The organism is Leptospira koniambonensis, from assembly GCF_004769555.1.
Lineage (GTDB): Bacteria > Spirochaetota > Leptospiria > Leptospirales > Leptospiraceae > Leptospira_B > Leptospira_B koniambonensis.
Window position 1 is genome coordinate 1,218,492 of record NZ_RQFY01000004.1, and the last position, 25,480, is coordinate 1,243,971.

Consider the following 25,480-nt stretch of genomic DNA (forward strand, 5'->3'; position numbering starts at 1 on the left):
TTAGTAAATTCTACGAATCGCCTGAGAGATCCTTTGCACATTATCCTTAGTTAAGTTTGGATAAATCGGAATGCAATGACCTCTTTGGTACAATCTTTCCCCGTTAGGGAAATCTGAATTAGAAAGTTCAAGAATATGATGGATCGGTTCTGCAACAGTTCTACGAGTACCAATTTGTAAAGAACGGAAGTACCTTTCTACCTGCTCATAATTACCTGGAGCAATGATCACGAAACGATTGAATGTTTCAGAATTCGGATCGTTAAAATGAGAACCAACTTGGGAACCTTGGATGGATTGCAGATAAACTTGAGCGATCTTTCTTTTTCTTTCTAAGATCACACCAAGGTTGGATAATTGTTCGATCCCTAAAGCCGCTTGGTAATCGATCATGTCGTAATCTAATCTAGGCTGGCCTTCTTTGCGTGGATAAGGTGCTTTACCTTCTTTTCTGGCTCTAATCTTTTTTGCCAATGAATCATCATCAGTGCAGATCAAAGCTCCGTTTCCGGTAGTGATTAGATATTCTATAGAAAGTCCACAAATGGAAATTCTTCCCTGTTTCCCTGGAGTGAAAGTTTCAGTTCTTGCACCAACAGTTTCTGAAAAATCTTCGATTACAGGACGGTTTTTGAAATCGTATTTGGAGAAGTCCGCCAAAGATCCGAAAGTGTGATCTAAAACCACAGCTTTTACGGATTCATCTTCTAACGCGGAAGATAATCTTTCAGGACAGATATGGAAAGAATGTTTTCCCATATCCACAACCAAAGGTTGTGCTTGCATTAAGAAAATTGCATCTAAAGCAGCAAGAGGAGCGAATGTGGAGATAGCAATTTTATCTCCTGGTTGGATTTCCAACGCCAATAAGGACAGGTGATACGCAGCAGTTAAACTATTTGCGGAAACTACTTGTTTCGTCCTGAAAGTAGAAGAAAAAGCTTTCTCAAACTTATGAGTCACTGAACCGGAAGCAAGATGGTCTTCTACCAACGCTTCTAAAACTGTTTTCAGGTCTTCCCGAGAAAGAGTCGGTTTATGGAATTCGATATCGGTCTTTTTCCGGCTTGGTTTCTCTAAAACTTCGGTTTCCGCGCTCATCTTCCCTTCTCAGGTTCCAGTAATTTTATTATGTCGCATTGTAACCCATGTACTTGGCCCGTAAAGATCTTTTTCAAGATCCACGGGCTTAGGACCAACTAGGACACTTAGCGCAAATAATCAGAATACCAGCGGAAATGTCTAGACGTTTTCGTACAAGAAAAAAAGAGGGGATCAATCTCCGAAAATTTTCTTACGGATCCCAATCCAGATTTCAGGCAAATAAGCCCCTATAATGATCAATATCAGACCTGTATAGGTCCATTTATTAAAATAAGACTCACCAGCGAAACGAAGTGTGGCTACATTGATGATAGTTGTCCACCATCCGAGTAAAATAAGAATGAGACCTACAAAATTCGGAAAAAGAAAACCTAGTATTTTACCCATAAAAACCTCTAAGAATAAGCGACTGAAACGAGAGAATTATCGAGATATCCATCTTACTCATCAAGTTGTTTTTTGAGACTTTCTCCGAATTCAAAAACAAGGCAGAGATTTTTCCTTGCCCAGGGACTTTATAAAAATCAAAATTTAGAAACGAGCCATGAAAGAAGAACTAGACAAAGATATAGATCAGGAAATCGAGCCGAGGGAAATGAATCCCACAGAGTACAGGCTTCTCACATTATTATTCAATTTTTTCAGATTTCCGGATGGGATCACTTTAAGCTCTCTAAGAAAGATCATGGAGGGATTCTATGACAACGAGAACCGAGACTCAGACAGAAGAAAACTATCCAGAGATATAGAAGAGTTAGGCGCCCTAGGATTTCATATTAAATATTATCCACAAAAGAATGGAAAAGATTTTGTATACGTACTCGTAAAAGATCCACTTTCCAAAACTCTTGAATTCACTGAAGAAGAACTAAGAGAAATTTCCGCACTTCTATTAAAGGGATATTCAGAAGCTCCAAAATACGAACTTTATACCGCTGCTAGGAAAATATTCGCAGGAGATCTGGAATACTTTCCTGAAATCCCAGATAGCACTGAGGAAAATTCAGAAGAGTTCGGCGAGGCAGCATTTCAAATATTGGAAGCTCTCAAAAACCATACTCCAATCCGAATTAAATATTATAAAACCTTTCCTGAAGATTCTTATCTGAAAGAAGCAGATCCAATCCGATTGATCCGAAAAGGCGGCCAGGATCATTACCTGCTGGCTTATGACAGAGAAGAAAAAACCAAAAAAAGATTCGTTCTACCTAAGATCTTATCAGTGGAACTACTACAAGGGGATCCACTTTACCAGGCAAGGGGAGCTAAAAAGGAAACAGAAGAAGATCTGATCATACATGCAGGATTATTTCCAGTCCATGAACCAAAAAATGTGGAATGGATCTGCAAAGAAGAAGGTCTCGTAAAAGCAAAACTATTCCTGACAGGGATCAAATATGCCGAAGAGAAAAATAAACTCAGTTTCCAATCGACCAACTTGGAAGGGTTATTGCCATTCCTGTGGAGATGGCCGGATGCAATCGAAACAGTTCTTCCTGAAGAATTGAATTCAGTTTTCCGAAACTCAGTGAAACAGATCTCAGAACTCTACGAAAAAGTATAAAACTATTACATGAAACTAAGAAACATTTTATTCTCTTTATTTTCCTTACAAATATTACTCACTCTTGTAATGAAATATTTCTCCTACCAAGGAGATCTATCTCCAGAGTTACATGAAAGAATCTTAAAATATTTTACCCAAGAAGATATAAATTCAGGAATAGACTACGAAAGAAGAGGATTTTTTGTTTCTATCATAAGCTCCTTACTGGACTTCGCATTAGCGGGAGTATTTGTTTTTACTCCTATTTCAGTGAAATTAGAAGAATACTTTAGCAGAAAAACAGGAGGAAGATTTTACTATACTGTATCTCTATTTTTTACTTCCTTCTATCTCGTAGAATTTATCATTTCTTTACCATTCAGCTATTATTTTGGATTCGTGATAGAGCACGAATTCCAATTTTCTAATATGACATTTGATGATTGGGTCTTATATAAAGAAAAGTCTTTCGGACTCGGATTGCTTATTGGAGAAACTGTCGTTCTCGTAGTAGCATTCGTGCTTAAAAATCTTCCACGCGCTTGGAAATATATACTTCCTATCTTATCTCTTGGATTCGGATTACTTATGTCCGTATTATATCCAATCCTAATCACACCAATCTTTTATGATTATGGTCCTATCCAAGAAGGAAGCCTAAAAACAAAAATATTAGCACTCAGCCAAAAAGCAAATATCCAAGTAGAAAATATCTACGTAATCAATGAGAGCAAATACTCCGGCCATACAAATGCATATTTCACAGGCTGGGGAGAAAGTAAAAAGATCTTCTTATACGATACACTCATCAAGAACCACACCGAAGAAGAAGTAGTAAGTGTACTAGGACATGAAATCGGTCATTGGGTTCACAATCACCAAACGATAGAGATTGCGCTCAGCACTCTGGAAACTTTCTTAATGTGTTTCTTATTAGGATATATATTTCAAAAAGTAAGAGAAGAAGAATCGATCCCATTAAAAGAATTTTATTCTCCTTCTTCCTTACCATTTCTATTTTTGATATTATCCCTAGTTGGAACAGTACTTGGACCTTTTTCTGCAACACTCTCCAGGGCATTGGAAACCCAAGCAGACAGAGAAGCACTCGTGCTAACCAATGATAAAAAATCATTCATTAGCACCGAGATCAAATTGGCAAAAGACAATAAATCCAGATTGAACCCTCACAAACTGGAAGTGATCTTCGAACATTCTCATCCAACCGCTTTGGAAAGAATAGAATTCGCAGAAGACTGGAAGTAAGATAATCATTCTTTGCGACGCAATAGATGTAGAAAAATTACCCGATAGTTGAACTTTATATGATCGATCTTAAGTTAAACTTTAAAGCAAATATTATATTGGTATTTAATATGAAACGTATCAAATTACTTTTCCTGATGATTTCGTTCTCATTATTTGCTTCAAGCCTATTCTCGCAAGATCATAATACAGACATTCGAGATATTAATAAATTGAAGAATATAATCGACGGAGATGGCAAGTATCCTCTCACTTTACTGAATAAGAATGAGGCAATCTTATTTTTGGGTTATTTCGGAGGATCTACTGACTCGGGATATTTATGTAACTTATTAAGTAATGAGAAATTTAGGGATCATTACATATCGATTATTCGAGCATTAGGTTTGTTACGCTCCGATAATTCTGTTTTGTGCCTAATTCAAAATTTAAAGAAAAACGAAAACGTAATTGAGAAATGGCATATATACGACGGCTTAGTATACAGTATAAAGGGTTCCAGCCGAGAAAAGAATGCGATAAATGAATTAGAAAAAGCGATGAAAGAATTGAAAGGTGATTCTAGGGAAAATTTTAGGAAGCTCCTGATTCGTATAACGGACGATAAGAGTGGGAAATATATCGAGGGAATTAATTTCGAAGAAATTGGTTCCATTTTTGCATCTAAAGGAATGACATCTGAAATTCTGGTCCCAAAGATGCTTGCTTTAGGTCCAAAACGTGATCAATATGCGTCTTTGTTGTCTAGTTTGGAATCGACTATTAAAAAGAACAGAGACCTCTGGGTCGGATATTTACTTAGAGGATATTGTTTTTATCAGCTTAAAAATTATGATGAAGCGGAAGTTAATTTCAAAAAGTCGATAGAATTAAATCAAAAAGATTCAAATTCCTATTTTTATCTAGGCGATATTTACGGTATTAAGGGCGAAAAAGTAGTATCTAAACAATATTACGTAAATGCTCTGAAATATTCTCCATCAATTATCAATAAAATAATCATAAATGAGAAAATTCAAGACATTGACAACTCACTCGGAAAGAGTTTTATAAAATAGCTAAATCCAATTTCCAAATCAAACTAAAGAAACTGGATAAGGGTGATAAGATCCTTATCCTCAAATCATGATCTTTCCTATTTCCTCCAAGGATATTCCATCTGTAGAGCCACGAAAGCTGCAGTGTTTGTTCCGTATTTGGATTCGATCTCTGATAAATTCTTATCATAAGCAGTTACTGCCGCTATTCCATTCAGATTTTCTAAGATAGAATCTAAATTGGCGGCTTCTGCTTGCGTTTTGTCTACGTGTAATAACAAACCATTCTTGGTTCGGATTTGTTTTTGGTCTGAAACAGAAAATACTTCCGATCTATAAGTTCTGGAAAAAGAATCCGCTTGTAGGGCTAATACAATTTCATCTGTTCCATCCGAAACTCTAACTCCTAAATTCTCATAATTCCAAAAGCCAAGATAGTTTTTCGCGGCAATGTACATGTCTTTGCTGCTTAAATAAAAATCGGTACTTTTATGAGTGGGCTTCCAATCTTTAGCTCCTAAACTTGCCGCGATTTCTGAAGCCTTTTCTTTTCCGGAGATTGCTTCGATCAAAGCTAATGAAACTGGAATAGAAGCAGTGATCCCAGTAGTAGTGATGATCTTTCGATCTGCAATGTACCTTCTATCCTTGATCCATGTAGTCTCAGGAAATTCTTTCTCTAAATTAGAAAAAGAAAACCAATGACCAGTTGCCTTATGATCTTTCAGAATTCCTGCATTTGCGAGCACCCAAACTCCGTCGCATACTCCTATAATCGTAGAACCTTTTGCAGATTGTTTTTGTACGAATGATAGAAGATTAGGATCATCCGCATAATGAACTGCTGGCACGATCACATAATCCGCTCCTTCTGGATATTCAGAATCAAAAAGATCGAAAGACTTCTCCGCTTCCATCTTAAGCGCAGGAAACATTTGGACTGGGCCAGTTTTAGGAAAAACAGAGATTACCTTTGCGATCTTTGCAGAAGTTAAAACTCCATAAGGGATCATAAAATCAGTTAGCTCAGTCATTCGGTTCTCGCCGATCACAGCAATGATTGGTTGTTTTCTGCCGAATCTGGACTGATAGGCTGGGATCTTAGAAACTTCTTCTTGGGTTGGAGTTTTTGAGATTTCGGAAGATATTCCGTATTCTACAGTCCCGAATAATAGTAAGAGAGCTAAGCTCCCGCAGAAGAATTTCATAAAACGATTTGGTTGGAGGCTAAGATGTTTCATGCATTCAGGATACGACCTTTTCTGAATATGGTCGTCCTTCCGTATCCGGACGGACTAAAAAAAGAAAAATCCTGAAAAAATCTGGACATCCAATTCTGATAGGACTCTTTCATTTTATGGATACGTTTCTGGCGTTTGGAGCAGGACTTTCGTTCTTATTGGCCATTTCTGAATTTATCAGAACGGACAAACGTTCAAAAATCCAAGATTCAAATACAGGATCCGAAACCAAGTCTGCATTTTATCAACCCATCGCCTTCTTCTTTCTTTCTCTTTCCATAGTGCAATTTCATCTGTATTTGGAATTATCCAACCAGCTAAAGGAACAGTTATGGTTTGCAGAAATCCATATCCCTTTCCTATTTTTCACAGGACCTCTCGCATATTTGTATTTTATAAGATTGGGAGGTCTTCCAGCAAGAGCACTTAATATGGTGCATTTTGTTCCTGGGCTCGCGGCGTTTTTATTCCTTCTACCTTTCGTTCTATCCAATCCGAATTCCAAATTAGAATACATAAGCGTATTCCCTCCCAGGAGTATGTATTTCCAGTTTTTGTTTGGACTTTTGGTTTTAGGAACAATCTCCAATCTAGTGTATCCGCTTTTACTGATCGGAAAGATCCGCAAATGGAAAACCTTCGTCCAAAAAGAAGAAGGTCGAGCATTCTCTCCTTTTCTTGTGCTCTTCTACGCGAGTATATTTGTGATCTTCTTGTTTGTGATCGCTCAGATCTTCTTCATGCCTTTGTTCACTGTTGCGGCCGCAGGTCTCGTTTTAATTGTATGTTCTGTTTTTTTAAGCGCTTCTACTTCTCCTGATCTGATTGTTTCTTTCGAAAAAACAGCAAAGGAAGCAGGTTATAATGAGACCAGGCTCCAAGGCCTGGATGTGGATTCAGTCATTCAAAAGATGGAAGAATTGATGAGAGATAAAAAACTTTATCTGGACGAAGAGCTTACACTTCCACTTCTTTCAGAAGAATTAAAGATCAAAACTCACCAATTATCAGAGATATTAAATGATAAGATGAGGATTGGTTTCAGAGAGTATATTACTGGGTTTCGTTTGGAAGAAGCTTCCAAATTATTAAGAGAAGAGCCCCAAAGATCAGTGCTTGCCGTGATTTACGCGGCAGGATTTAAATCCAAATCCGCGTTCCATAAATTATTCCAAGAGAAATATGGATGTTCTCCAGGAGAATATCGTTCTTCTTATTCTAAAAACTAACTCTTACCATTCTCCGGTATTCGTCATACTCTTCCAAGGTTCTGCAATCTCTAAAGATTTCCCTTTCTGAAGTAACTCAATAGAGATAAGATCAGGTGATCTAATAAAAGCCATCCTACCATCTCTAGGTGGGCGATTGATGATTACTCCTTTAGCCTGAAGATTTGCGCAGGTTTCATAAATATTATCTACTTCGAAAGCTAAGTGACCGAAATTTCTTCCACTTGTATAAGCGGAATCTTGATCCCAATTATAAGTTAATTCTATTTCAGGAGAATTCCTATCTAACTCTGATAAGAATACAAGAGTGTATCTTCCTTCCGGATGATCATGTCTTCTTGTTTCTTTTAATCCTAACTTATTGCAGAAAAAATCCAATGCTTGATCCAGATCTTTTACTCGGATCATAGCGTGTAAGTATTTCATTTTGTGTCCCTTGGGAGAAATCTTCTAATAAAAAGGAGATTTGTTCCTTATTTATTGAAAGGGTTCTCTGGATTTTCCCCATGACAAGCCCAAAGCAAAGGTGAAAAATTGAACAAATTAGAAAATTCCGCCATATTGGATTTTTCCGATTTACCCCTAAAAACACCCTTTTTGACCCCATTTTTGCCTATGTAGAAGGCGAAATGCCCAATTTATGTGCTCAAAAAATAAGCATTTTCCGAATTTCTAATAAAGAATTGGCTTGAAAAAAACAGCCTTCGGAACGATACTTGTACTATATTCAAGCAGCGGTATGAGAAATCATCCGATTCCGCTTCTTTTTTATTCAATATGAATGGATAGAAGCTAGTTGAAACAAGGTGCTTAGAAAATTAGATAATTCTAATAAATGTAAATGTGATAAATGGTTCGTTGAGTTCGTTTAACAAAAATTTTTAATTTTTTCTTTGTATAAAAATTTTTTTGTTCCATTCGCCTATGCAAGTAGGTCATATGGATATAAGCGAAAACAAGAACAGAAAATATAAATAAAATAACTTGAGGTTTCAATTTTATGAAAATCAACAAACTCACTTCTCTTCTATTGGTAGTAGGCTTCTTAGCAGGATCTTCCGTTTTTGCAGTTTCTCAAGATACTGAAGATCGTCTTTTAGAGCAAGCGTTGGTATCCGCTGCGGTTACTAAAGAGCAAAAAGTTGCAGTAGCTACTTACTTGAAAGCAATCGCTCAACAAAAGAACGAAAGAGCAGAAGAGTTAAGAGCATTGGCTAAACGTTCTACTGGTGGAAAATTCCTCGCTAGCAACGCTCAGTCTGAGAAATTCTTAAGACAAGCAAAAGCTCTTGAAGCAGAAGCTGCAAGAACACAAGAATTTCTAAACAATCTTTAATAACATAGGCAACAAATCCTAAAAATCCATCGACTGCAAGGCGCCGTAAGGCGCCTTTTTTTGTTACTTAGAGATTTTCTTATCTTTAGGAAAACAACTCATACTGAAACCTTCTATCATATAACAAATAGCGTCCTTGGTTTCACATCTCAATGCGTCATTATAAGTAGTGCTTTGGATTTCAAGGTCCATACGTTCACAGACCATTTTTTCTTTGGTAGAAGTTTGGGTGCTCGTGTCTTGGCCGAGTAAACTTCCGGCGAATAAGAAACAAATTGTGAATGATACCGATTTTTTCATAATACTCTCCGGAAAATTCTCTGATTCTATGACCCTTTCAGGTTTCCTCCCTTGAGTCAATCGATTTGGGATTAGGTAAATCTTCGAAAAAGGATTGTGAGACCGTTTGAACCTTCTATTTTGCCCTGATGAGTTTTCTGGGCGGAAAGTTTCACTCCAAATGGACAAGGCTCACGTTTTGTTTTTTGTTCCTTCTTCCTTTATTATATCCATTCTTATTAAAACCTGGTGAACAATTATACTCAGATCATTTGGGAAAATTTATACTGGGAGAATCCGTAGGAAGAAACGGATTTCTTTCAGGCAATTTGGCTCTACCTTCTAAAAGTTTAGATCCGGAAGGAAATTTTTGCCCGACTGAATGTATTCGTATCGGGGAAGAGTTAATCAGCCCATTTCCCGCTGCCTTAGGTTATGTATATGCGGCGCTTCTTCCTTGGAGTGGGATCGTAGGAGTCTATGTCGCAGTTGCGATTTTGGTACTTCTATCCTTTTGGCTTCTTTCTATTTTGTGGGATTGGGATCCGATCTACTTAGGAGTTTTGGTCTTAGCCTCTCCATTTCTAGTGAACGGGTACTTTTTCCCGGATGTAGGTATCGCTTCCTTTTTGTTCATAGGAGGAAGTTTTTTATTCTTAAGACCGGATACATCATCTTCTTGGCTAAGATTTGTAAGTTCAGGTTTTATCTCTGCTTCTTCTGCTTGGTTTAGGATAGAAAGTATCGTATTTCCATTAGCATTTATATTTTTCTTAAGTATATACAAGTTTTCTAATGTAGAAGAAAGAAGGAAAATTTTAGCGTATTCGCTTGGATTTTTGATCGGAGTAGGGCTTTTGTTTGGAATTCAATATGTTCTGTATGGACATCCATTGGGTCCAAGATTCTCTTTCAATCAACCTACAATGTTTTTGCTTCCTTGGAAGAAGTGGAAAATTTACACAGGGTTATTGATCGCAAATCCAAATCGGATCGGATTTTTTGGATATACTCCTGGGTTTTTGATCGTTCTATTTTTCTTTATATATTATATTTTAATTAAGAAGAATCCTTTTGAAAGAAGTTCTGCACTTGAGATGTCAAATCGGGATTTGTTTGTTTATTCTGGTTTGGCCGCGTTTTTAGCTTTAGTGATTTCTGCTCCAAACGATGGAATTATAGATTTTGGTTCTAGATATCTTCATTTAAGTTTGCCAGCTTTTGCAGGAATGTTTTTGATCTTACTCGAAAATATAGGGGAGAAGTTCCGTAAGATCGCAAAAATTTTTCTTTATACGATCCTTCTCTATTCAGTCTATATCAGTTTTTCTTATACCCAAATTTTAGGAAAATACGGAAGAAAGACCACTAAACTGAATTCGATCTATTTGGAACAAAAGCCTGATTTAGTTGTAGTTCAGATCAGGACTTATTCTCAGATTTTAGGAAAATACTTTTTCCAAACTCCTTCTGTTTGGCTTATGAAAGAAGGTCATATTAAAAACTTCTTCTCTAAAAATAGTCCTGAGCAATTTAAGAAAATATTATTCGTGCAAACGAAAGCTTCTATCGCGCAAAGTTTAAATGAGTCTGATCCTTTTCTGAGAAATAAATATTATGAAAGTATTACGCAGGCTTTGGGTCCTGAATTCAAAAAGGTTTGGTCAGAAAATAAAGAAGATGTTTTGATCTTTTCTATGGAAAGAAAATAAAACCTGGGAATGCTGGAATGTTTTGCACTGCTTTCTCAGGACGGAGGCAGCGCAAAACGATGTGTGGCTTTTTTCGATCTTACTCGTTCAAAAAGTAGAAGAAAAAGAATCCTGCTGCTTGTGCTCTTGGAATTCCTACTGCACTACCGATCAAGGAACCATTTTTTCGTACGTCGCCATTACTATCGATACGTCCGATCAGACTTCCGTTCTTGCGCACATCTCCGCTGGAATCAATCGAACCAACTAGTGATCCGTTCATTCGAATATCTCCGTTAGAGTCGATTCTACCGATTAGGCTTCCGTTTTTCCGAACGTCCCCGCCGGATTCAAATCTTCCCACGAGAGACCCGTTCAATCTTACATCTCCGCTGGAGTCGATACTGCCAATAAGAGAGCCATTTTTTCTCAGATCACCTGCCTGCAAAGAGCTCAAACCAGCGCTTAAAAAAAGGACCGCAGCTAAGAGTTTCAAAATTGGTTTCATTCGTGTATCTCCGTTTTCTTGTTCAATTTGTATGTCTAAGGCAACAAGTATGGAAATATTTTTTTGCGTGGTATGTTCTTGGAAATGTATTGTTCATTCCCTTTGCAGGAAATGCAAGAGCCTATTTCAAAAATACTTTCAGATTGAATGAAGCGGTCCGTTCAGTAGGCTCATTTCTATCCAATGGTTGTAATTTATCTAAACAAAAGGTAGTTAAATAATAAGTAAATAGGTGCGTTATCCGTTATTCTATATCTTCATCAGATTCTAATTCTATTTCGCAAAATTTGGAATAATATTTGGATTGTACCTCTTTTCTTTCTTTTACAATTCCTGAGATCGGAATAAAGAAAATGGATTTCAGTCCGTACAATCTTCCATACACTCCATCTCCTTTTTTATACGAAACTCTGGAATCTATGCGAAATCGTAAGATCCTCTTTCCTATAATTTGTACTGTGGCCAAAAACACTTGCTCAGAATCAAATAACTCCAGATAAAATTTAGGAAGAAGTCTAAATGTATTTTTTAAAAAAGACGTTTGGGTCATATAACCACATTCTATTAGAAAGAGCGGACAAATAGGTATCATCCGTCTTAAAATCCCGTGTTTTCGATTACGATTCTGTAAAAAGAAGGGCCTGAAAAAATCCTTCTCAAATGATACGTATTTTTGATTGTCTCTGAATTTCCCCGAAGAAAGAATGTCCGGCATGAATCCAAGTACGAAAAAACTCCAAACCAAATTAGCGGTGATTCATCTTTTGCAGGAGAACAAAAGAATGAGTTTGGAGGATCTTTCCAAATATTCCGGAATCGATGATATAAAAGATCTTAAAAAAGAACTCGGAAAATTATATATGGTGGGTTCTTATCCGTATACTCCAGACCAATTTGTGGAGTTGGATTATGATGGAGAGACGATCGGTATTCGTATGCCTATAAGCTTGGAACAAGGTTTGGTACTAAGCGTTAAAGAATGGGCCACAATCCGAAAATTGTTTTTGGAAGAAGATGAAAAAGAAACCGGCTCTTCCAGAAAAAAGATCCTAAAATCTATATTAGATAAAATTCATACAATTCTTCCTTCTGCGGGAATACCTAGTGAAAACGAATTAAAGAAGAATATAGAAGATTCTATATCCGAGGGTAAATCTTTACAGATCAAATATCGCGCCCAGGGAGAATCAGAGCCAGAATCCAGAAAAGTAGATCCTTGGGCTCTATTGAGTTTTAGAGAAGAATATCTGATTGGATATTGCCATTCCAGAAAAGCACCCAGAACATTTAGATTGGATTCCATTCTTCAGTTGAATAGAACCCAGGAAAATGTTGCAGAGATCCCAGACGTAGAAAGAAAGAATGCAATCTCCAAATTAAAAGAATTCGTCCAGGGTGGAGAAGGGGACTCAAATTTCGCGGAGATCTATCATACTGCAGAAGTATATTTTAATCTACATTCTCGTCTTCATTTGGAAAGGACTTCTAACAAAAAGCAGATCGGAGATACAACATATTATCTTTCTAAGGCTAAAATTAGAAACCAGGATTGGTTTTTGTCTGTTCTGAAAGGTTTTGGTCCGAATGTAATTCTTCATAATCCAATTAAATTAAAAGAAAGAATGATGGCTTATTGGTCTACCGAAAGGGATACATTTAGTAATAATCAGTGAAATCTTTAACGAGGAATTCGTGAATAGCAAAACTCTTCTTGTCTCCGTACTTTTACTTTCTGTTTTCACATTTTTTGATTCAAATGCAGAGTCTGAAAAACCTGAATTTTACAAAATTAGTTACCAAGATCTCACGGAGAATTCTACGGTTTTTCAAATTCCTTTTGATTTTGTGGTTCCCAAAGATTATTCACTCGTAAGTGAACCTCGTTCTGTATTAACTCAATATGTTATACATAACGAGGATATAGATTCAATCAATTTGAATGGAGGAGTGATCGATGAGAGCAAGCTGAATTATCCTATGTATTCTATCGAACCTTCTACACTCTTCTTTTATGCGAAGCAGAAATTTTATGGAGAAGATGAAAGGGACGGATTAAAGAAGACTAGGATAGACACTAAAGGATTTCCCGTACTTACGATCCAGGGAGAGAATAAAAGAAAGGATTCATTTAATTTAATATTGATCCATCCAAATTCTGGAAACTGGGTAATATTTCTTAATTTCATTCCATCCAAAAAACAGCCTGAAATTTCACAAGTATTATGGGAAAACTTAATACAAGGGATCAAAGGGGAAAAATCTGATTTAACATTTTCATCCATTCCAAAAAGGAAATTTGTTCCTACATACCCTGATTCGAAAGAATTCAGCAAAGATGTTTATTATAATCAATACGTTCAGCCTATGAACTTTCCGGATATTTTTCCTGAACCTGGAAAAACTTCCGAAGCAGAACTTTATCAGATGAATCCAGAGACCTCTATTATTCGGAGATATACGCTTTCGAAGCCGATTATTTGGACCAAAGGGAAGAAGGAGGTCAAGTTCGATTGTTTTATTGAATACCGGATCAAAGAAAAATCAGAAACCTTCCAAGCCCCAGGAATGCAAGGATTCCGAAGATTAGAAACTTTCAGATACAGTGTCTTTTTATATAAGGGAACTGTAATAGAATTTGATTTGGTCCATAAAATAGATAAATCGAAAAATGAAGAGATATTCGGGCCCAAAAACAAAACGATAGAGGAAACCAAAGGCGATTTTGAACATCTGAGAATTTCCTATCTTCGGGAAAGAAGTCCTTCATTTAGAAAAACACAAGGGGGAGTCCGATTTTATGAGGACTATTTAGAATTATCAGAAGTTGAGAAGAATGAGATTACTGAACTCGAATTAAAGTATTTAACCGAGTTCCCTATCGAATTATTTAAATTTAAAAATTTGAAATCTCTTACTTTAGCTGGCAATGGACTAACTGAAATGGATTGTAAATCGATAGAAGGATTGAAAAGCCTAGAAACTTTGAATCTGTCCAAAAACAAATTTAATACAGTTCCAGAATGTTTGTTACAGTTACAAAGTTTAAAAAAATTGAACTTATCCTATAATCCTCTTAAAACCATCCCTTCTTCTGTTTTAAAATTGGATTCGATTATTGAATTAGATCTGAATGATGCTCAAATATCCGAAATTTCTGACCGGGTCCCGAATTGGTCTCGTTTAACTCATTTATATTTATCTGGCAACCGCATTAAACGATTCCCTCTATCTTGGGGAAATTTAAAAAGTCTGAGTTATATAGATTTAAACGAAAATCGTTTAAAAAAACCTCCTGAATATTTGTCAAATATTAAAAATTTAGAATATATTTCTTTGGAAGAGAATGAAATTTCAGAGTTTCCTTCCGAATTACTTAGTTTAAACAAATTGATACGATTGGATTTGGCACAGAACAAAATTACTTTTTTACCGGAGACTTTATGTGGGAAAAGGAAAAATCCTTATCCTCCGACGATATATGTGGGCGAAAATCCGATAAATAAATCGAATTTTAAAAAAATCAAATCTTGTTCCAAAAGTTATGGAATATATCCGAACGAGCTAAATTAGGAATCGATTGACTCTTCTCTCTTTACAATTGATTCAGGATATACCTTGCTTTCTCCCGCAAAGATCAACCTAGGGTTAGAGATCCCATACAAAAGGCCTGACGGATTTCATGAGATCCGAAGTGTATTCTTACGTTTGAATTGGGGAGATGATATCCTGATTGAACCTATCGCTTCTGGATCTTTTGAATTGATTTCTGATAACCAGATCATTTTGGAAAAGAGACGTTTGTACGACGAGGTTTCAGAGAAAGGAGACCTAAGTAAGAATATTCTTTTCAAAACATTCTCCAAGATCAGAGCTCATTACAGAGAACTACCAGGTGTGAGGATCCATCTTACTAAAAAAATTCCTCCTGCTGCTGGCCTAGGGGGTGGATCTACAAACGCCGCATCACTTTTCTCTTTTTATTTTGGTTTGAGTCCTGAGTTTAATTCGGATCATATTTTCAAATTGGCAGCTGAGATCGGGGCTGACGTTCCCTTCTTCTTATCCGAAAATCATTGTTTGGTGTCCGGAAAAGGTGAGATCTTAAAAGACATTCAAGTGCATTCAGGACAGGGAATTTTAGCCTTAACTCCTCAAGTGCTCTCGACCGCTGAAATGTACGCAGGTCTCAAAAAGCCTTTACAAGCCGACCCTCCCTCGAAAAGATGGATTTCTCTAGGCAATGACGTCGAGTTTTCTTTAAAAGAAGGAAATTGGGCGGCTTTGAGAGAAAAGCTCGTAAACGACTTCGAGCCTCTTGCCTTCCAAAAGTTTCCCCAATTAGGGAAATTAAAGGAAAGTTTTTTGGCGAATGGAGCTAGTTACTCCTCCTTAACTGGATCAGGATCTTGTGTCTATGGTTTGGTGCAGGGATTGGAAATACGGGAAGAGCTGTTAGCCAAAATGCAAACGGAATTTCCCGACCTTACGTTTGTAAGCTTTAATTATTAAAGAACGAAACTGGGCCGTCGCCAAGTGGTAAGGCAGCGGTTTTTGGTACCGCCATTTCATAGGTTCGAATCCTATCGGCCCAGCCACTGTTTGATTTCACCGGATTACTGAATGGACGCCAAAAAGGAAGCAGTCGCCGTAGTATTAGCTGCGGGAAAGGGAACCCGCATGAAGACGGAGCTCCCAAAGGTGGCTGTTCCTTTAAATGGAAAGCCCCTTTTAAACCATGTTATTGATCACCTCAAAGAAGCGGGTATCAATGACATAGTCATAGTTGTAGGCTATAAAAAAGAAGAAGTCCAAGCACTTTGCGCTGGGATCCCCGGCATTCGTTTCGCCGAACAAAAAGAGCAATTAGGCACAGCTCACGCAGTATTAAGCGCCGAAGAATTTGTAAAATCCCATAAAGGTCCTATCCTTGTAGCCTGTGGTGATGTTCCAATGATCACAGGGGACACATTCGGTTCTCTCATTTCCACTCATGTCCAAAATGAATTCTCCGCTACTCTTCTTTCAGCAAAGGTAGATGTTCCTACCGGTTACGGAAGGATTGTTCGTAATTCTTCTGGAGATGTAACTGCAATCGTTGAGGAAAAAGACGCAGATGCGGAACAGAAAAAAATAAACGAGATCAACACCGGAACTTATGTATTCAGTTCTGAAATTCTTTTCGAATCTCTTAGAAAAATAGGAAACAGCAACGCTCAGGGAGAATATTATCTTCCTGATCTAGTAGAGTTGTACAAAAAAGAAGGAAAAAAGTTGGGCGCAGTGATTCTTAAAAACAGCGGAGAAAGCCAAGGTGTGAATTCTCCCGCGGACCTGGAAAACTTAGCGGCAGTTTTAAATGGAGCGGTTGCAAAATGAGCGGCTCTAATATCGCAGTTTTTTCAGGATCTTCCAATCGTACAATCGCAAATGAAATTTGCCAAGAGTTAGGAATAGCTCCAGGCAAGATCAATCTTCGTAAATTTTCCGACGGAGAGATCGCGGTTAAGATAGAAGAGAACGTACGAGGAAGAGACGTATTTGTAATCCAATCTACTTCTGCTCCAGCAAACGACAATTTAATGGAATTACTTTTGATCATGGACGCGTTAAGACGTGCTTCTGCAAAAAGTATTTCTGTAGTTGTTCCTTATTACGGTTACGGACGCCAAGATAGAAAAGCGGAACCAAGAGTTCCTATTTCTGCAAGAGTAGTTGCGGATCTGATCGAAGTTTTGGGCCCGACTAGAGTCATCGTAATGGATCTTCATGCGGATCAAATCCAAGGTTTCTTCAAAGTTCCTGTGGATAATTTGCATTTCAGCCCAGTGCTAGTAGAATATATTTTAAGCAAGAAATTCGAAGATTTAGTTATCGTTTCTCCTGACTCTGGCGGTGCAGAAAGAGCCAGATCTTTCGGTAAAAAAGTGAACGCAACTTTAGCGATCATAGACAAGAGAAGACCGAAGGCAAACGTTTCCGAAGTGATGAATGTGATCGGAGAGATAGAAGGTAAGAATTGTATCCTTCTGGACGATATGATCGACACTGCTGGAACTATCTGTAAAGCAGCTGACGCTCTTTTGAAAAATGGAGCTAAATCTGTGTATTGTGCAGCTACTCACGGAGTACTTTCCGGAGAAGCTATCGATCGTTTGAACTCTACTCCTTTTACGGAGGTCGTATTATCTAATACGATTGAGATCCCAGAGTCCAAAAAAATCACTAAGTTAAAAACTCTCTCGGTTGCTCCGTTATTCGCGGCTGCAATCCAGAGAATATCGACCAATCAATCGGTCAGCGACCTATTTATATAAGAACAAGGGTAAAGAAAATGAGCCACAAATTAGCTGTTAAAAAAAGGACTGAAACCGGCAAGAACGTAAACAATCGTCTTCGCGAAGCTGGACAAGTTCCTATTAACATTATCGGAGGCGGAAATGCCGCATCCGGTTCCGTAAACGAGAAAGAACTTGAAAAACTAGTTCATTCCGGGATCCGTCAATCCACTCTAATCGAGTTGGAAGTAGAGGGAGAAGGAGTCCAAAAGGTTTTCGTTAAAGAAGTACAACGTTTTCCTGAGATCGACAGAATTCGCCACGTAGACTTCTACAAAGTTGAGCCTGGTAAGAAGATCGTTACTAAGATCGGAATTCGCACCGAGGGAACTGCAAAAGGTTCTAAGATGGGTGGTCAGTTCGATCATTTGATCCATGAGATCCGTGTGAAAACTGTTCCTGAGGATCTAATCGAAACTCTGGTTCTAGACGTAACTGATCTTGATGTAGGCGATTTTATCAAAGTTAGTAACTTAAAAGTTCCTGCCAGCTGGGAAATTTTAGTGAACGGAGATCCGATCGTAGCAGCAGTTCTGAAAACCAAAGCATTACTTGCTCAAGAAAGAGCAGAAGCTAAGGAAGCTGCCGGCGCGAAACCGGGAGCAAAAGCCGGAGCGAAAAAAGGGAAATAATTTTCCCTTCCCGAGATCTAAAAAATTGGAGTACGTTATTGTATGAAGCTAATCGTCGGATTGGGTAATCCCGGAGACAAATACAATAATAACCGAGCAAATATCGGCTTCAAAATTTTAGACGTGATCGCCAATAACATCAATGTTGAGATCAAGACTAAGAAGAAAAAGTCTTTGATCGGGCGCGGCGATTTTGAAGGAGAAGAGGTTGTATTATTAAAACCTCAAACCTTCAGCGATCTATCGGGCGAGTCAGTTCTGTACATAGCTTCCTTCCTGAAAATTCAGGTACAGGATATTCTTGTAATCCACGAAGATTTAACCTTACCCTTGGGTAAAATTGTAGTGGATAAGGGAGCTAACGGGAACGAAAATCCTGGGATCAAATCAGTGATCCAATCCTTACGTTCTCCAAATTTTATCCGCATCCGTATCGGGATCGGTAACGACCAATTCGATGGCACTAATTTGGACGGATTTTTGAAGGAAGATTTCCAACCTCTCGAAAACTTAAGTTTGATCCAGATCATCAACGACGCGGAAGCTGCAATTCGCTCCATCAGTTTGGGCGATATTGAAGACGTGATCGAAAAATACAGATTGTAAAAATCCTTTACTTTTCCGGAAAAAAAGGGACTCTGATTATGGGGAACCTTTTCACTCGAAGCGGTTTCCAAGTAGTATCCGGTTTACGATTCCGGCAGGTCCAATGCCTGCTTCCTTTAGTCTAACCTACGGGAAGAATGTGGCTCCGAAGAGATGGCGGAGCTTGGGAGTTACACATGAATAACAATAATAAAGGTCTTAGATTACTTATACTTTTTATCTTAGTAATCCTAGGATTAGCAGTTCTTGTACCGCAAATCCACAATGTTTTGGAGAAACCAAGAGTATTACCGTTCTCCCAATTTATGAATATGGTAGAACCGGATGCTAACTCGAAGCCTAAGGGAAAATTAGTCAAAGTCAAAGATGCTAATTTCCCAGGATGCGATAAGTTAATCCTGAAAGGTGAGATGATCAAAGGTTGTTACGAACCTACGGACGAAGGAACAGCAAAACCTATTCTCCAATTTGAAACTATTATCCCAGGACCTTTGGACAAAGACTTTCTTGCTGCTTTAAGAAAAACGAATATAGATTTCGAAGTAGTTCCTCCGGAAAGCAGCCAAGGATTGGGAATGTTGAGTACCTTCCTGCTGATCGGATTGATCGGTATTTTCGTATTTTACTTTTTTATTATGCGCCAAGTCCAGTCTACCGGCAATAAGGCTTTCTCTTTTGGAAAATCTAAAGCTAAGATGACTGTAGATCCAAAGGTTAAGGTAAGTTTCGCAGACGTTGCAGGATGCGAAGAAGCTAAAACCGAATTGGTAGAAATTATAGAATTTTTAAAAGACCCTAAAAAATTCCAAGCTATGGGTGCAAGGATCCCAACCGGAGTTCTTTTAGTAGGCCCTCCGGGTACAGGTAAAACTTTACTTGCTAGAGCAGTTGCAGGAGAAGCTGGAGTTCCTTTCTTCAGTATCTCTGGTTCCGACTTCGTAGAAATGTTCGTGGGTGTGGGAGCTTCTCGTGTCCGCGACTTGTTCGAACAAGGTAAGAAAAATTCTCCATGTATCATCTTCATTGATGAGATCGATGCAGTGGGAAGATTGAGAGGGGCTGGATGGGGTGGTGGTCATGACGAAAGAGAGCAGACCCTGAACCAAATGCTCGTCGAGATGGATGGTTTCGAGAAGAACGAAGGTGTGATCGTAATGGCAGCGACTAACCGTGCTGACGTTTTAGATCCTGCGTTACTCAGACCGGGACGTTTCGACCGCCAAGTGATGGTAGATCTTCCTGACTTAGTAGGAAGAGAGCAGATCCTAAAAGTGCATTCTAGAAAAGTTCCTTTAACAAGCGATATCTCTTTGAACTCTATTGCAAGAGGAACCCCTGGATTTACAGGTGCGGATCTTTCTAACTTGATCAATGAGGCAGCTCTACTTGCTGCACGTAAGAATAAAAAACGTGTAACCCAAGAAGAATTAGAAGAGGCTCGCGACAAAGTGATGATGGGCCCTGAGCGTAGATCCTTCTTCATTTCCGAAAAGGAAAAAGAAGTAATTGCGTATCACGAAGCGGGTCACGCGATCTTAGGAACACTTCTCGCTTATACAGAACCTGTTCACAAGGTAACTATCATTCCGAGGGGAAGAGCATTAGGTCTTACTCAATCTCTTCCAACAGAAGACAAACATATTCATACTAAAGCATATTGGCTGGATCAAATCGTAGTTTGTATGGGTGGTTTCATCGCAGAAGAGTTTAAGTTCAAAATGACTTCTACCGGATCTAGCAATGATATCCAACAGGCTACCAATATCGCGAGAAGAATGGTCTGTGATTGGGGGATGTCCGAAAAACTGGGCACAATCAATTACGGAAGCGGCCACGAAAGTCCTTTCTTAGGAAGAGATATGGGCCAAAGTAATAAGGCTTATAGCGAAGAATTTGCTGCAATGATCGACAAAGAGATCAGAGGGATCGTTCAAACCTGCCTGGATAAGGGTAGAGAACTGGTCCGTAAGAACTCTACCAAGTTTGAAAATCTTGCGAAGGCTCTTCTTGCAAAAGAAACGGTATCTCACGATGAGTTGATGGCGATTGTTCATCCTTCTCATGAAGAAACTAAAAAGAAGGCAGAACGTTCTAGCAAAAAGGAAAAAGCGGGAGAAATTCCAAACAAACCAGCATACTCTACTGGTATTGAATGAAATTCTGGCTTTTTAAGACCGAGCCTGACGTTTTTTCCATAGATACTTTGGCTTCTTCTCCCGGTAAAACAGCGCCTTGGGAGGGAGTCAGAGGTTATGGAGCAAGAAATTACCTAAGGGATGAGATCAAAAAAAAGGATCTCATCCTATTCTACCATAGCAGCACTAAACCACCTCATGTAGCAGGACTTGCAGAAGTAGTCAAAGAAGGTTATCCGGATCATTTCGCTTTTGATAAGAAACATAAGTATTATGATCCAAAAAGTGATCCACAAAAACCGACCTGGTTCATGGTAGATGTGAAATTTAAGGAAAAATTTTCTCGCCCAATTTCGCTAGAAGAATTAAGATCCCACGGGCAACTAAAAGGAATGGTGCTTTTGCAGCCGGGTGGTAGACTTTCTATCCAGCCTGTCAGCGAAGAACAGTTTCATTATATTTGTAAATTGGCCGGGGCAAAAACTCTCCTCGGTTAGGGAGATTTCTGGTGAATATTTTCCGAAAAATTCGGAATATCAGCTTCATTCTGCTGATCCTTATCCTGGGTATAGGCTCTCTATATTCTCAGGAAGATGTTCCCGTTTTTCCGATCTCCGGTTCTATGTCCGGAACTCCTATAAATAAATTTACCTTTATCCGAAAGATACGTCCTGGAGAAGTAAAAACTTCTACTGATCTAGAATCAGGCGACTGGACTAGAATGGAAAAGGACAGTCTCTCCTACAGTTTCACTGATGATCAGTTTTTAATTAAGTTCAAGATACAAGCTCCTCCTAAAGAAGGAACGATCTCCTGGTATTTAGTTTTGAATAACCCAGGAATGGAAAATCTCACAGTATTCAAAAGAGTATGGGGACCACAAGGATGGGCTTGGTCTGAACTTTCCAGAGATATGAGGATGTCGTACATCCAACCTGCATTCTTAATAGAAACTCCTCCAAACAAACAGGAAGAATTTTTAATCCACGCATCTACCAGAAGATCATTGGTTTTGAATTTCCAAGCCTGGGCGCCTAAGGAATTTGCTGCTCATATCCAAATGGAGAATTTGTTCCTAGGGATTTTTTTCGGGGCAATTGGGATCATGTTAGTGTATAACGGATTTCTTGCCTTTGTGGTAAAAGATTCCAGTTATTTCTTCTATGTTTTTTATCTGCTATTCTATGGACTTTGGCAGATGGCAGTCACAGGAGTTGGTGCCCAGTATCTGATCCCAGCTCCAGCAACTTCTTGGAATGATTATCTGACCGGATTTGCATTCTTATCAGTTGCATTCTCACTTTTATTCACTCGTTCCTTCTTACATATGGAAAGAGAGACCGGCTGGAAAAATTACGCTTTCTTAATATTGTCTGCGATTGCCATTTTCGGTTTTATTGCCTCTTTGTTCTCCAGCATTTACGGACCTATGATCTGGGCGGTTTCATGGTATCCTTTTTTGGCCGCAGTGTTGGTGATCTATTCTGCCGCGATCCGTTTAAGAAGAGGATATCGCCCCGCTCGTTATTTCCTATTGGCATGGTCTGTTCTTATTCTTTTTGTTTTGATCACTGCTCTTAGGAACTTGTCCATTATTCAGGATACAGAACTCACACATTGGTCCGCTCAATTCGGCTCTTTGGTAGAGATGACACTTCTTTCTTTTGCTTTGGCAGATAGGATCAAAACATTAGAGAAGGATTCTCTCCAAGCTCGACTGGAAAATTATGAAAGCCAATTGAAGTTAACTGAGATCGAACAAGAGCTTAAGATCGCGAGAGAACTGCAAGAGTCCATTCTTCCAGATCGTTTGCCTGAAGTTAAAAATTTGAAACTTTCAGTGAGAGGGGAGTTTGCGAGTTCCGTAGGCGGGGACTTCTATGATTTTCACCAATTGGAATCCGGTAAATTAGGGATCTTCTTGTCTGATGTTTCCGGTCACGGTGTACCTGCTGCGATCATTTCTTCCATGGTGAAATTGGCCTTTTCCATCGAATCCAGAAAGAACGAAGATCCTGCAGAAGTTTTAAGAAGTATTAATAGATCTTTAAGCGGTAAGTATGGAAAACATTTCATTACCGCGGCTTATCTTATAGTCGATCCCGCAAATGGAAAAGTAACTTATTCTAATGCGGGACATCCTCCTATCGTTGCGATAGACAAAGGATCTGGGGATACTAAGGAAATTTTCCTGCCTGGTTGGATCATGGGAATGGATCCTAACTTAAAAAACTCCGTAGTTGAATTCCAGATGAAACCTGGTGATCGTTTGATCATTTATACTGACGGTATCACAGAAGCCAGAAGTAAAAGTGGAGAAATTTTCGGATTTCAGAGATTTTATAAATTGTTAAGCGAACATATGCAATCTTCTGGAGAAAAACTAGGTGAAGATCTATTTGCTACTGTCAGAAGTTTTACAGGGAACAGAAAACATTTCGAAGACGATTTAACATTTCTCGTCCTAGATTATTTGCCGATCCCTGATGAGAGTGTGATTAAGGAAACTACTTCGAGTTTTTCAAAAAGCTGATCAGCTCATTTGAAACTTGGATCGGGCGTTTTCTGTAACTCTTCTTATAATCTTTTTTATATTCTTTATGACAGTTTTTGCAGGAAGACTCCAAATCTCCTGAAGCAAGAGCTTTATCAGTGATCTCTTTCCATTTTGTTTTTTGTTCGTCTAAGGCCCAGTTCGGCACTTCTTTTAAGATCTTTTCGAGAGCAGCCTTATCACCTTTCTTAGCTTTTTTAGAAGCAGGTTTGGTATAATCTTCCATGAAGTCGTGTAACGTGGTTTCTGTGGTTCCAGATTGTGCATAGGAAGCAGAAACACCTAATAAGAATAATAAAACGATGCAGATAGTTTTAAGTTTATGGTTCATCTAAGAAAGTCCTCTTTTTCCTATATTTTTAAGTCTTTATAAGTTTAGGGAAGTTCTTTCCTCTTTTTAAGAAAGAATCCTAGTTTAGAAAAATCACCGCACGTTTGAAATTTTGGGAACCTAAGAAGAGTGAGAAGTTCGTGATCTTTTTAATCTAAGATACGATTCCATTCTTGGTCGTAATAACGTACAAGACTTTGATTATCCAATCGGTTTGGTTCAGTCGGCACTCTGGACATGTCTTGAGGAAATTCCGAAATAGATTTGAGTTCTGTTTCATTCAGGAATTTTAATCCTGCAGGAAGATCTTTTCTATATCCTCTTAAGTTTCCTACAGATCCTAAAACAAATCCCCATTCTCCGAAAGAAGGAACGTAAACGTGTAAGGCTCTGGTATTAAATCCAGATTCTTTGAGAGTGGCTTCTACACACCAGAAAGACATTCTTGCAAACAGGGGAGAAGTTGATTGTATCTCTACGACTGAAAATTCGTTAAGCCTTCTTTTTAAACTTCTGTAAAATGCAGTGCTATATAATTTTCCAATGGAGAAGTTGCTTGGATCCGGGAAATCTATCAGCACGACATCGAATACTGAACTTGATTCTTCTAACCATAAGAAAGCGTCTGCGTTTTGCACTTTTACTTTAGGGTTTTTTAAACTAGATCCATTTATCTCAGTGAGAATAGGTTGTTCCGAAAATATACGAGTCATCTCAGGATCCAAATCAACTAATGTAATGGATTCTACACTTGGATATTTTAAAATTTCTCTGACTGCTAAACCATCTCCTCCTCCTAAAACCAATACTCTTTTTGGATTTGGATGAGAGAGAAGTGCTGGATGCGCCAATGTTTCGTGATATCTATACTCGTCTCTTGAACTGAATTGTAAGTGCCCGTTCAGAAAAAGTCTAAGTTCACTTTTGTATCTGGTGACTATGATCTTTTGAAAATTGGTTTGTTTAGAGTAAATGATCTCATCTGAAAAAAGATTTTCTTCACTGTAATTAGTGACCATCTCAGAGAATGCGAATCCTAACCCAAGTAAGGTCAGCACAAGTGCAGATTTTGCTCTTAATAAATTTTTATGTTTTTCGGATAGAGGAAGAACGAATGTTCCCCATAATGCTGTTCCTGCATTTAATAAACCGAAAAAGAAGGAAGTCCTTACCATTCCTAGTTTAGGAGCGAAGAAGATTGGAAATGCCAATGAGGCCAGAAGTGCTCCTGCATAGTCCAAGCTAAGCACCTTGGAGACCATATCACGGAATCCTAATTTATTTTTTAGGATGCGTAGAAGCAGAGGTATCTCCATTCCTACCAGGGTCCCAACTGCGACTACAATACTAAAGAGTGGGATTTGGAAAATTCTGGTCTGTCCAAAACTCAAGAACAGAATTGCAGCGCTAAATCCACCTAATAGTCCTAATGCGAGTTCTACATCTAAAAACTTAGGGATCAGATCTTCTATTAAGTATCTAGAAAGCCAGCTTCCAATTCCCATGGAGAATAGATAAACTCCGATGACTAAGGAGAATTGAGTGACTGTTTCTCCGAGTAAGTAGCTCGCTACGGTGCCTGCTAATAGTTCATATACTAAGCCGCAGGAAGAAAGGATTAGGACGGAGATTAATAGGGCTCTCTGCAGT

Annotated in this window: 26 protein-coding genes and 1 tRNA gene; 18 read left to right on the forward strand and 9 right to left on the reverse strand. The window is 38.4% G+C overall.

The genetic code is table 11. The features are described from left to right. Complete coding sequence (locus EHQ52_RS09665; protein WP_135614988.1) at window positions 1-1,101, reverse strand: DegT/DnrJ/EryC1/StrS family aminotransferase; 1,101 nt, start codon at window positions 1,099-1,101, stop codon at window positions 1-3. Between the two features lie 174 nt (window positions 1,102-1,275). Then, entirely contained in the window at window positions 1,276-1,491 is a 216-nt protein-coding gene (locus EHQ52_RS09670; RefSeq protein ID WP_100709009.1) for a hypothetical protein, read from the reverse strand. 157 nt (window positions 1,492-1,648) lie between these two features. Here EHQ52_RS09670 and EHQ52_RS09675 point away from each other — a divergent pair, with 157 nt between their 5' ends. The 3 genes from EHQ52_RS09675 (at window position 1,649) to EHQ52_RS09685 (ending at window position 4,974) form a co-directional block, all read left to right on the forward strand. Continuing rightward, window positions 1,649-2,668: a helix-turn-helix transcriptional regulator gene (locus EHQ52_RS09675; RefSeq protein WP_135614989.1), complete on the forward strand. Its 1,020-nt coding sequence runs from the start codon at window positions 1,649-1,651 to the stop codon at window positions 2,666-2,668. 9 nt (window positions 2,669-2,677) lie between these two features. Next, complete coding sequence (locus EHQ52_RS09680; RefSeq protein WP_135614990.1) at window positions 2,678-3,916, forward strand: M48 family metallopeptidase; 1,239 nt, start codon at window positions 2,678-2,680, stop codon at window positions 3,914-3,916. A 110-nt stretch (window positions 3,917-4,026) separates the two neighbouring features. Then, window positions 4,027-4,974 carry a tetratricopeptide repeat protein gene (locus EHQ52_RS09685; protein ID WP_167492199.1) on the forward strand — a complete coding sequence of 316 codons (948 nt, stop codon included), beginning with the start codon at window positions 4,027-4,029 and terminating at the stop codon, window positions 4,972-4,974. Window positions 4,975-5,051: 77 nt separating this feature from the next. On the opposite strand, the gene EHQ52_RS09690 is transcribed toward EHQ52_RS09685, so the two are convergent. Continuing rightward, window positions 5,052-6,194, reverse strand: coding sequence for a DJ-1/PfpI family protein (locus tag EHQ52_RS09690; RefSeq protein ID WP_135614992.1), 1,143 nt, complete (start codon window positions 6,192-6,194; stop codon window positions 5,052-5,054). 116 nt (window positions 6,195-6,310) lie between these two features. Between EHQ52_RS09690 and EHQ52_RS09695 the strand changes: the two genes are divergently transcribed. Continuing rightward, window positions 6,311-7,423, forward strand: a complete 1,113-nt coding sequence (locus EHQ52_RS09695; protein WP_208653471.1) for an AraC family transcriptional regulator — start codon at window positions 6,311-6,313, stop codon at window positions 7,421-7,423. A 3-nt stretch (window positions 7,424-7,426) separates the two neighbouring features. Here EHQ52_RS09695 and EHQ52_RS09700 read toward each other — a convergent pair whose 3' ends face one another. Beyond that, a complete protein-coding gene (locus tag EHQ52_RS09700; RefSeq protein ID WP_135614994.1) occupies window positions 7,427-7,849 on the reverse strand; it encodes a VOC family protein in 423 nt (140 codons plus the stop codon). A 574-nt stretch (window positions 7,850-8,423) separates the two neighbouring features. Here EHQ52_RS09700 and EHQ52_RS09705 point away from each other — a divergent pair. Next, the gene (locus tag EHQ52_RS09705) at window positions 8,424-8,759 is read left to right on the forward strand and encodes an LIC10421/LIC12816 family protein (protein ID WP_008595389.1); all 336 of its coding nucleotides are present in this window, start codon (window positions 8,424-8,426) and stop codon (window positions 8,757-8,759) included. A 63-nt stretch (window positions 8,760-8,822) separates the two neighbouring features. On the opposite strand, the gene EHQ52_RS09710 is transcribed toward EHQ52_RS09705, so the two are convergent. Next, window positions 8,823-9,059, reverse strand: coding sequence for a hypothetical protein (locus EHQ52_RS09710; protein ID WP_135614995.1), 237 nt, complete (start codon window positions 9,057-9,059; stop codon window positions 8,823-8,825). Window positions 9,060-9,187: 128 nt separating this feature from the next. Here EHQ52_RS09710 and EHQ52_RS09715 point away from each other — a divergent pair, with 128 nt between their 5' ends. Beyond that, on the forward strand, window positions 9,188-10,750 hold the full coding sequence (locus EHQ52_RS09715; protein ID WP_135614996.1) for an LA_3751/LA_3752 family putative glycosyltransferase: 1,563 nt from the start codon (window positions 9,188-9,190) through the stop codon (window positions 10,748-10,750). Between the two features lie 79 nt (window positions 10,751-10,829). Here the strand turns inward: EHQ52_RS09715 and EHQ52_RS09720 are convergent, their stop codons facing one another. Further along, window positions 10,830-11,237, reverse strand: a complete 408-nt coding sequence (locus EHQ52_RS09720) for a 5-fold beta-flower protein (RefSeq protein ID WP_135614997.1) — start codon at window positions 11,235-11,237, stop codon at window positions 10,830-10,832. 89 nt (window positions 11,238-11,326) lie between these two features. Between EHQ52_RS09720 and EHQ52_RS20325 the strand changes: the two genes are divergently transcribed. Next, window positions 11,327-11,458, forward strand: a complete 132-nt coding sequence (locus EHQ52_RS20325) for a hypothetical protein (RefSeq protein ID WP_279638300.1) — start codon at window positions 11,327-11,329, stop codon at window positions 11,456-11,458. Window positions 11,459-11,481: 23 nt separating this feature from the next. On the opposite strand, the gene EHQ52_RS09725 is transcribed toward EHQ52_RS20325, so the two are convergent. Beyond that, window positions 11,482-11,787: a hypothetical protein gene (locus EHQ52_RS09725; protein ID WP_135614998.1), complete on the reverse strand. Its 306-nt coding sequence runs from the start codon at window positions 11,785-11,787 to the stop codon at window positions 11,482-11,484. Window positions 11,788-11,950: 163 nt separating this feature from the next. Between EHQ52_RS09725 and EHQ52_RS09730 the strand changes: the two genes are divergently transcribed. The 11 genes from EHQ52_RS09730 (at window position 11,951) to EHQ52_RS09780 (ending at window position 23,478) form a co-directional block, all read left to right on the forward strand. Then, window positions 11,951-12,910 (forward strand): helix-turn-helix transcriptional regulator, encoded by a 960-nt coding sequence (locus EHQ52_RS09730; protein ID WP_135614999.1) that lies wholly within the window; start codon window positions 11,951-11,953, stop codon window positions 12,908-12,910. Between the two features lie 19 nt (window positions 12,911-12,929). Beyond that, the gene (locus tag EHQ52_RS09735; RefSeq protein ID WP_135615000.1) at window positions 12,930-14,807 is read left to right on the forward strand and encodes a leucine-rich repeat domain-containing protein; all 1,878 of its coding nucleotides are present in this window, start codon (window positions 12,930-12,932) and stop codon (window positions 14,805-14,807) included. Between the two features lie 45 nt (window positions 14,808-14,852). Further along, complete coding sequence (locus tag EHQ52_RS09740) at window positions 14,853-15,746, forward strand: 4-(cytidine 5'-diphospho)-2-C-methyl-D-erythritol kinase (RefSeq protein ID WP_135615001.1); 894 nt, start codon at window positions 14,853-14,855, stop codon at window positions 15,744-15,746. Window positions 15,747-15,756: 10 nt separating this feature from the next. Beyond that, window positions 15,757-15,832, forward strand: a tRNA-Gln gene (locus EHQ52_RS09745). 25 nt (window positions 15,833-15,857) lie between these two features. Further along, window positions 15,858-16,613: a sugar phosphate nucleotidyltransferase gene (locus EHQ52_RS09750; RefSeq protein ID WP_135615002.1), complete on the forward strand. Its 756-nt coding sequence runs from the start codon at window positions 15,858-15,860 to the stop codon at window positions 16,611-16,613. Continuing rightward, window positions 16,610-17,551: a ribose-phosphate diphosphokinase gene (locus EHQ52_RS09755; protein WP_135615003.1), complete on the forward strand. Its 942-nt coding sequence runs from the start codon at window positions 16,610-16,612 to the stop codon at window positions 17,549-17,551. Before EHQ52_RS09750 ends, EHQ52_RS09755 begins: the two co-directional genes overlap by 4 nt. Window positions 17,552-17,568: 17 nt before the next feature. Further along, the gene (locus EHQ52_RS09760; RefSeq protein ID WP_135615004.1) at window positions 17,569-18,204 is read left to right on the forward strand and encodes a 50S ribosomal protein L25/general stress protein Ctc; all 636 of its coding nucleotides are present in this window, start codon (window positions 17,569-17,571) and stop codon (window positions 18,202-18,204) included. A gap of 42 nt (window positions 18,205-18,246) precedes the next feature. Then, entirely contained in the window at window positions 18,247-18,810 is a 564-nt protein-coding gene (gene pth / locus EHQ52_RS09765) for an aminoacyl-tRNA hydrolase (RefSeq protein WP_086447991.1), read from the forward strand. 176 nt (window positions 18,811-18,986) lie between these two features. Then, a complete protein-coding gene (gene ftsH, locus EHQ52_RS09770; RefSeq protein ID WP_135615005.1) occupies window positions 18,987-20,966 on the forward strand; it encodes an ATP-dependent zinc metalloprotease FtsH in 1,980 nt (659 codons plus the stop codon). Further along, a complete protein-coding gene (locus tag EHQ52_RS09775) occupies window positions 20,963-21,442 on the forward strand; it encodes an EVE domain-containing protein (protein WP_135615006.1) in 480 nt (159 codons plus the stop codon). The genes ftsH and EHQ52_RS09775 overlap by 4 nt, the downstream gene beginning before the upstream one ends. Window positions 21,443-21,453: 11 nt before the next feature. Beyond that, window positions 21,454-23,478, forward strand: coding sequence for a PP2C family protein-serine/threonine phosphatase (locus EHQ52_RS09780; RefSeq protein WP_135615007.1), 2,025 nt, complete (start codon window positions 21,454-21,456; stop codon window positions 23,476-23,478). Here the strand turns inward: EHQ52_RS09780 and EHQ52_RS09785 are convergent. Both EHQ52_RS09785 and EHQ52_RS09790 read right to left on the reverse strand, forming a co-directional pair. Further along, on the reverse strand, window positions 23,453-23,830 hold the full coding sequence (locus EHQ52_RS09785; protein WP_135615008.1) for a hypothetical protein: 378 nt from the start codon (window positions 23,828-23,830) through the stop codon (window positions 23,453-23,455). The two genes, EHQ52_RS09780 and EHQ52_RS09785, sit on opposite strands and share 26 nt — an antisense overlap. Before the next feature lie 149 nt (window positions 23,831-23,979). Continuing rightward, window positions 23,980-25,479, reverse strand: a complete 1,500-nt coding sequence (locus tag EHQ52_RS09790) for a polyamine aminopropyltransferase (protein ID WP_135615009.1) — start codon at window positions 25,477-25,479, stop codon at window positions 23,980-23,982. Window position 25,480: the final 1 nt, after the last annotated feature.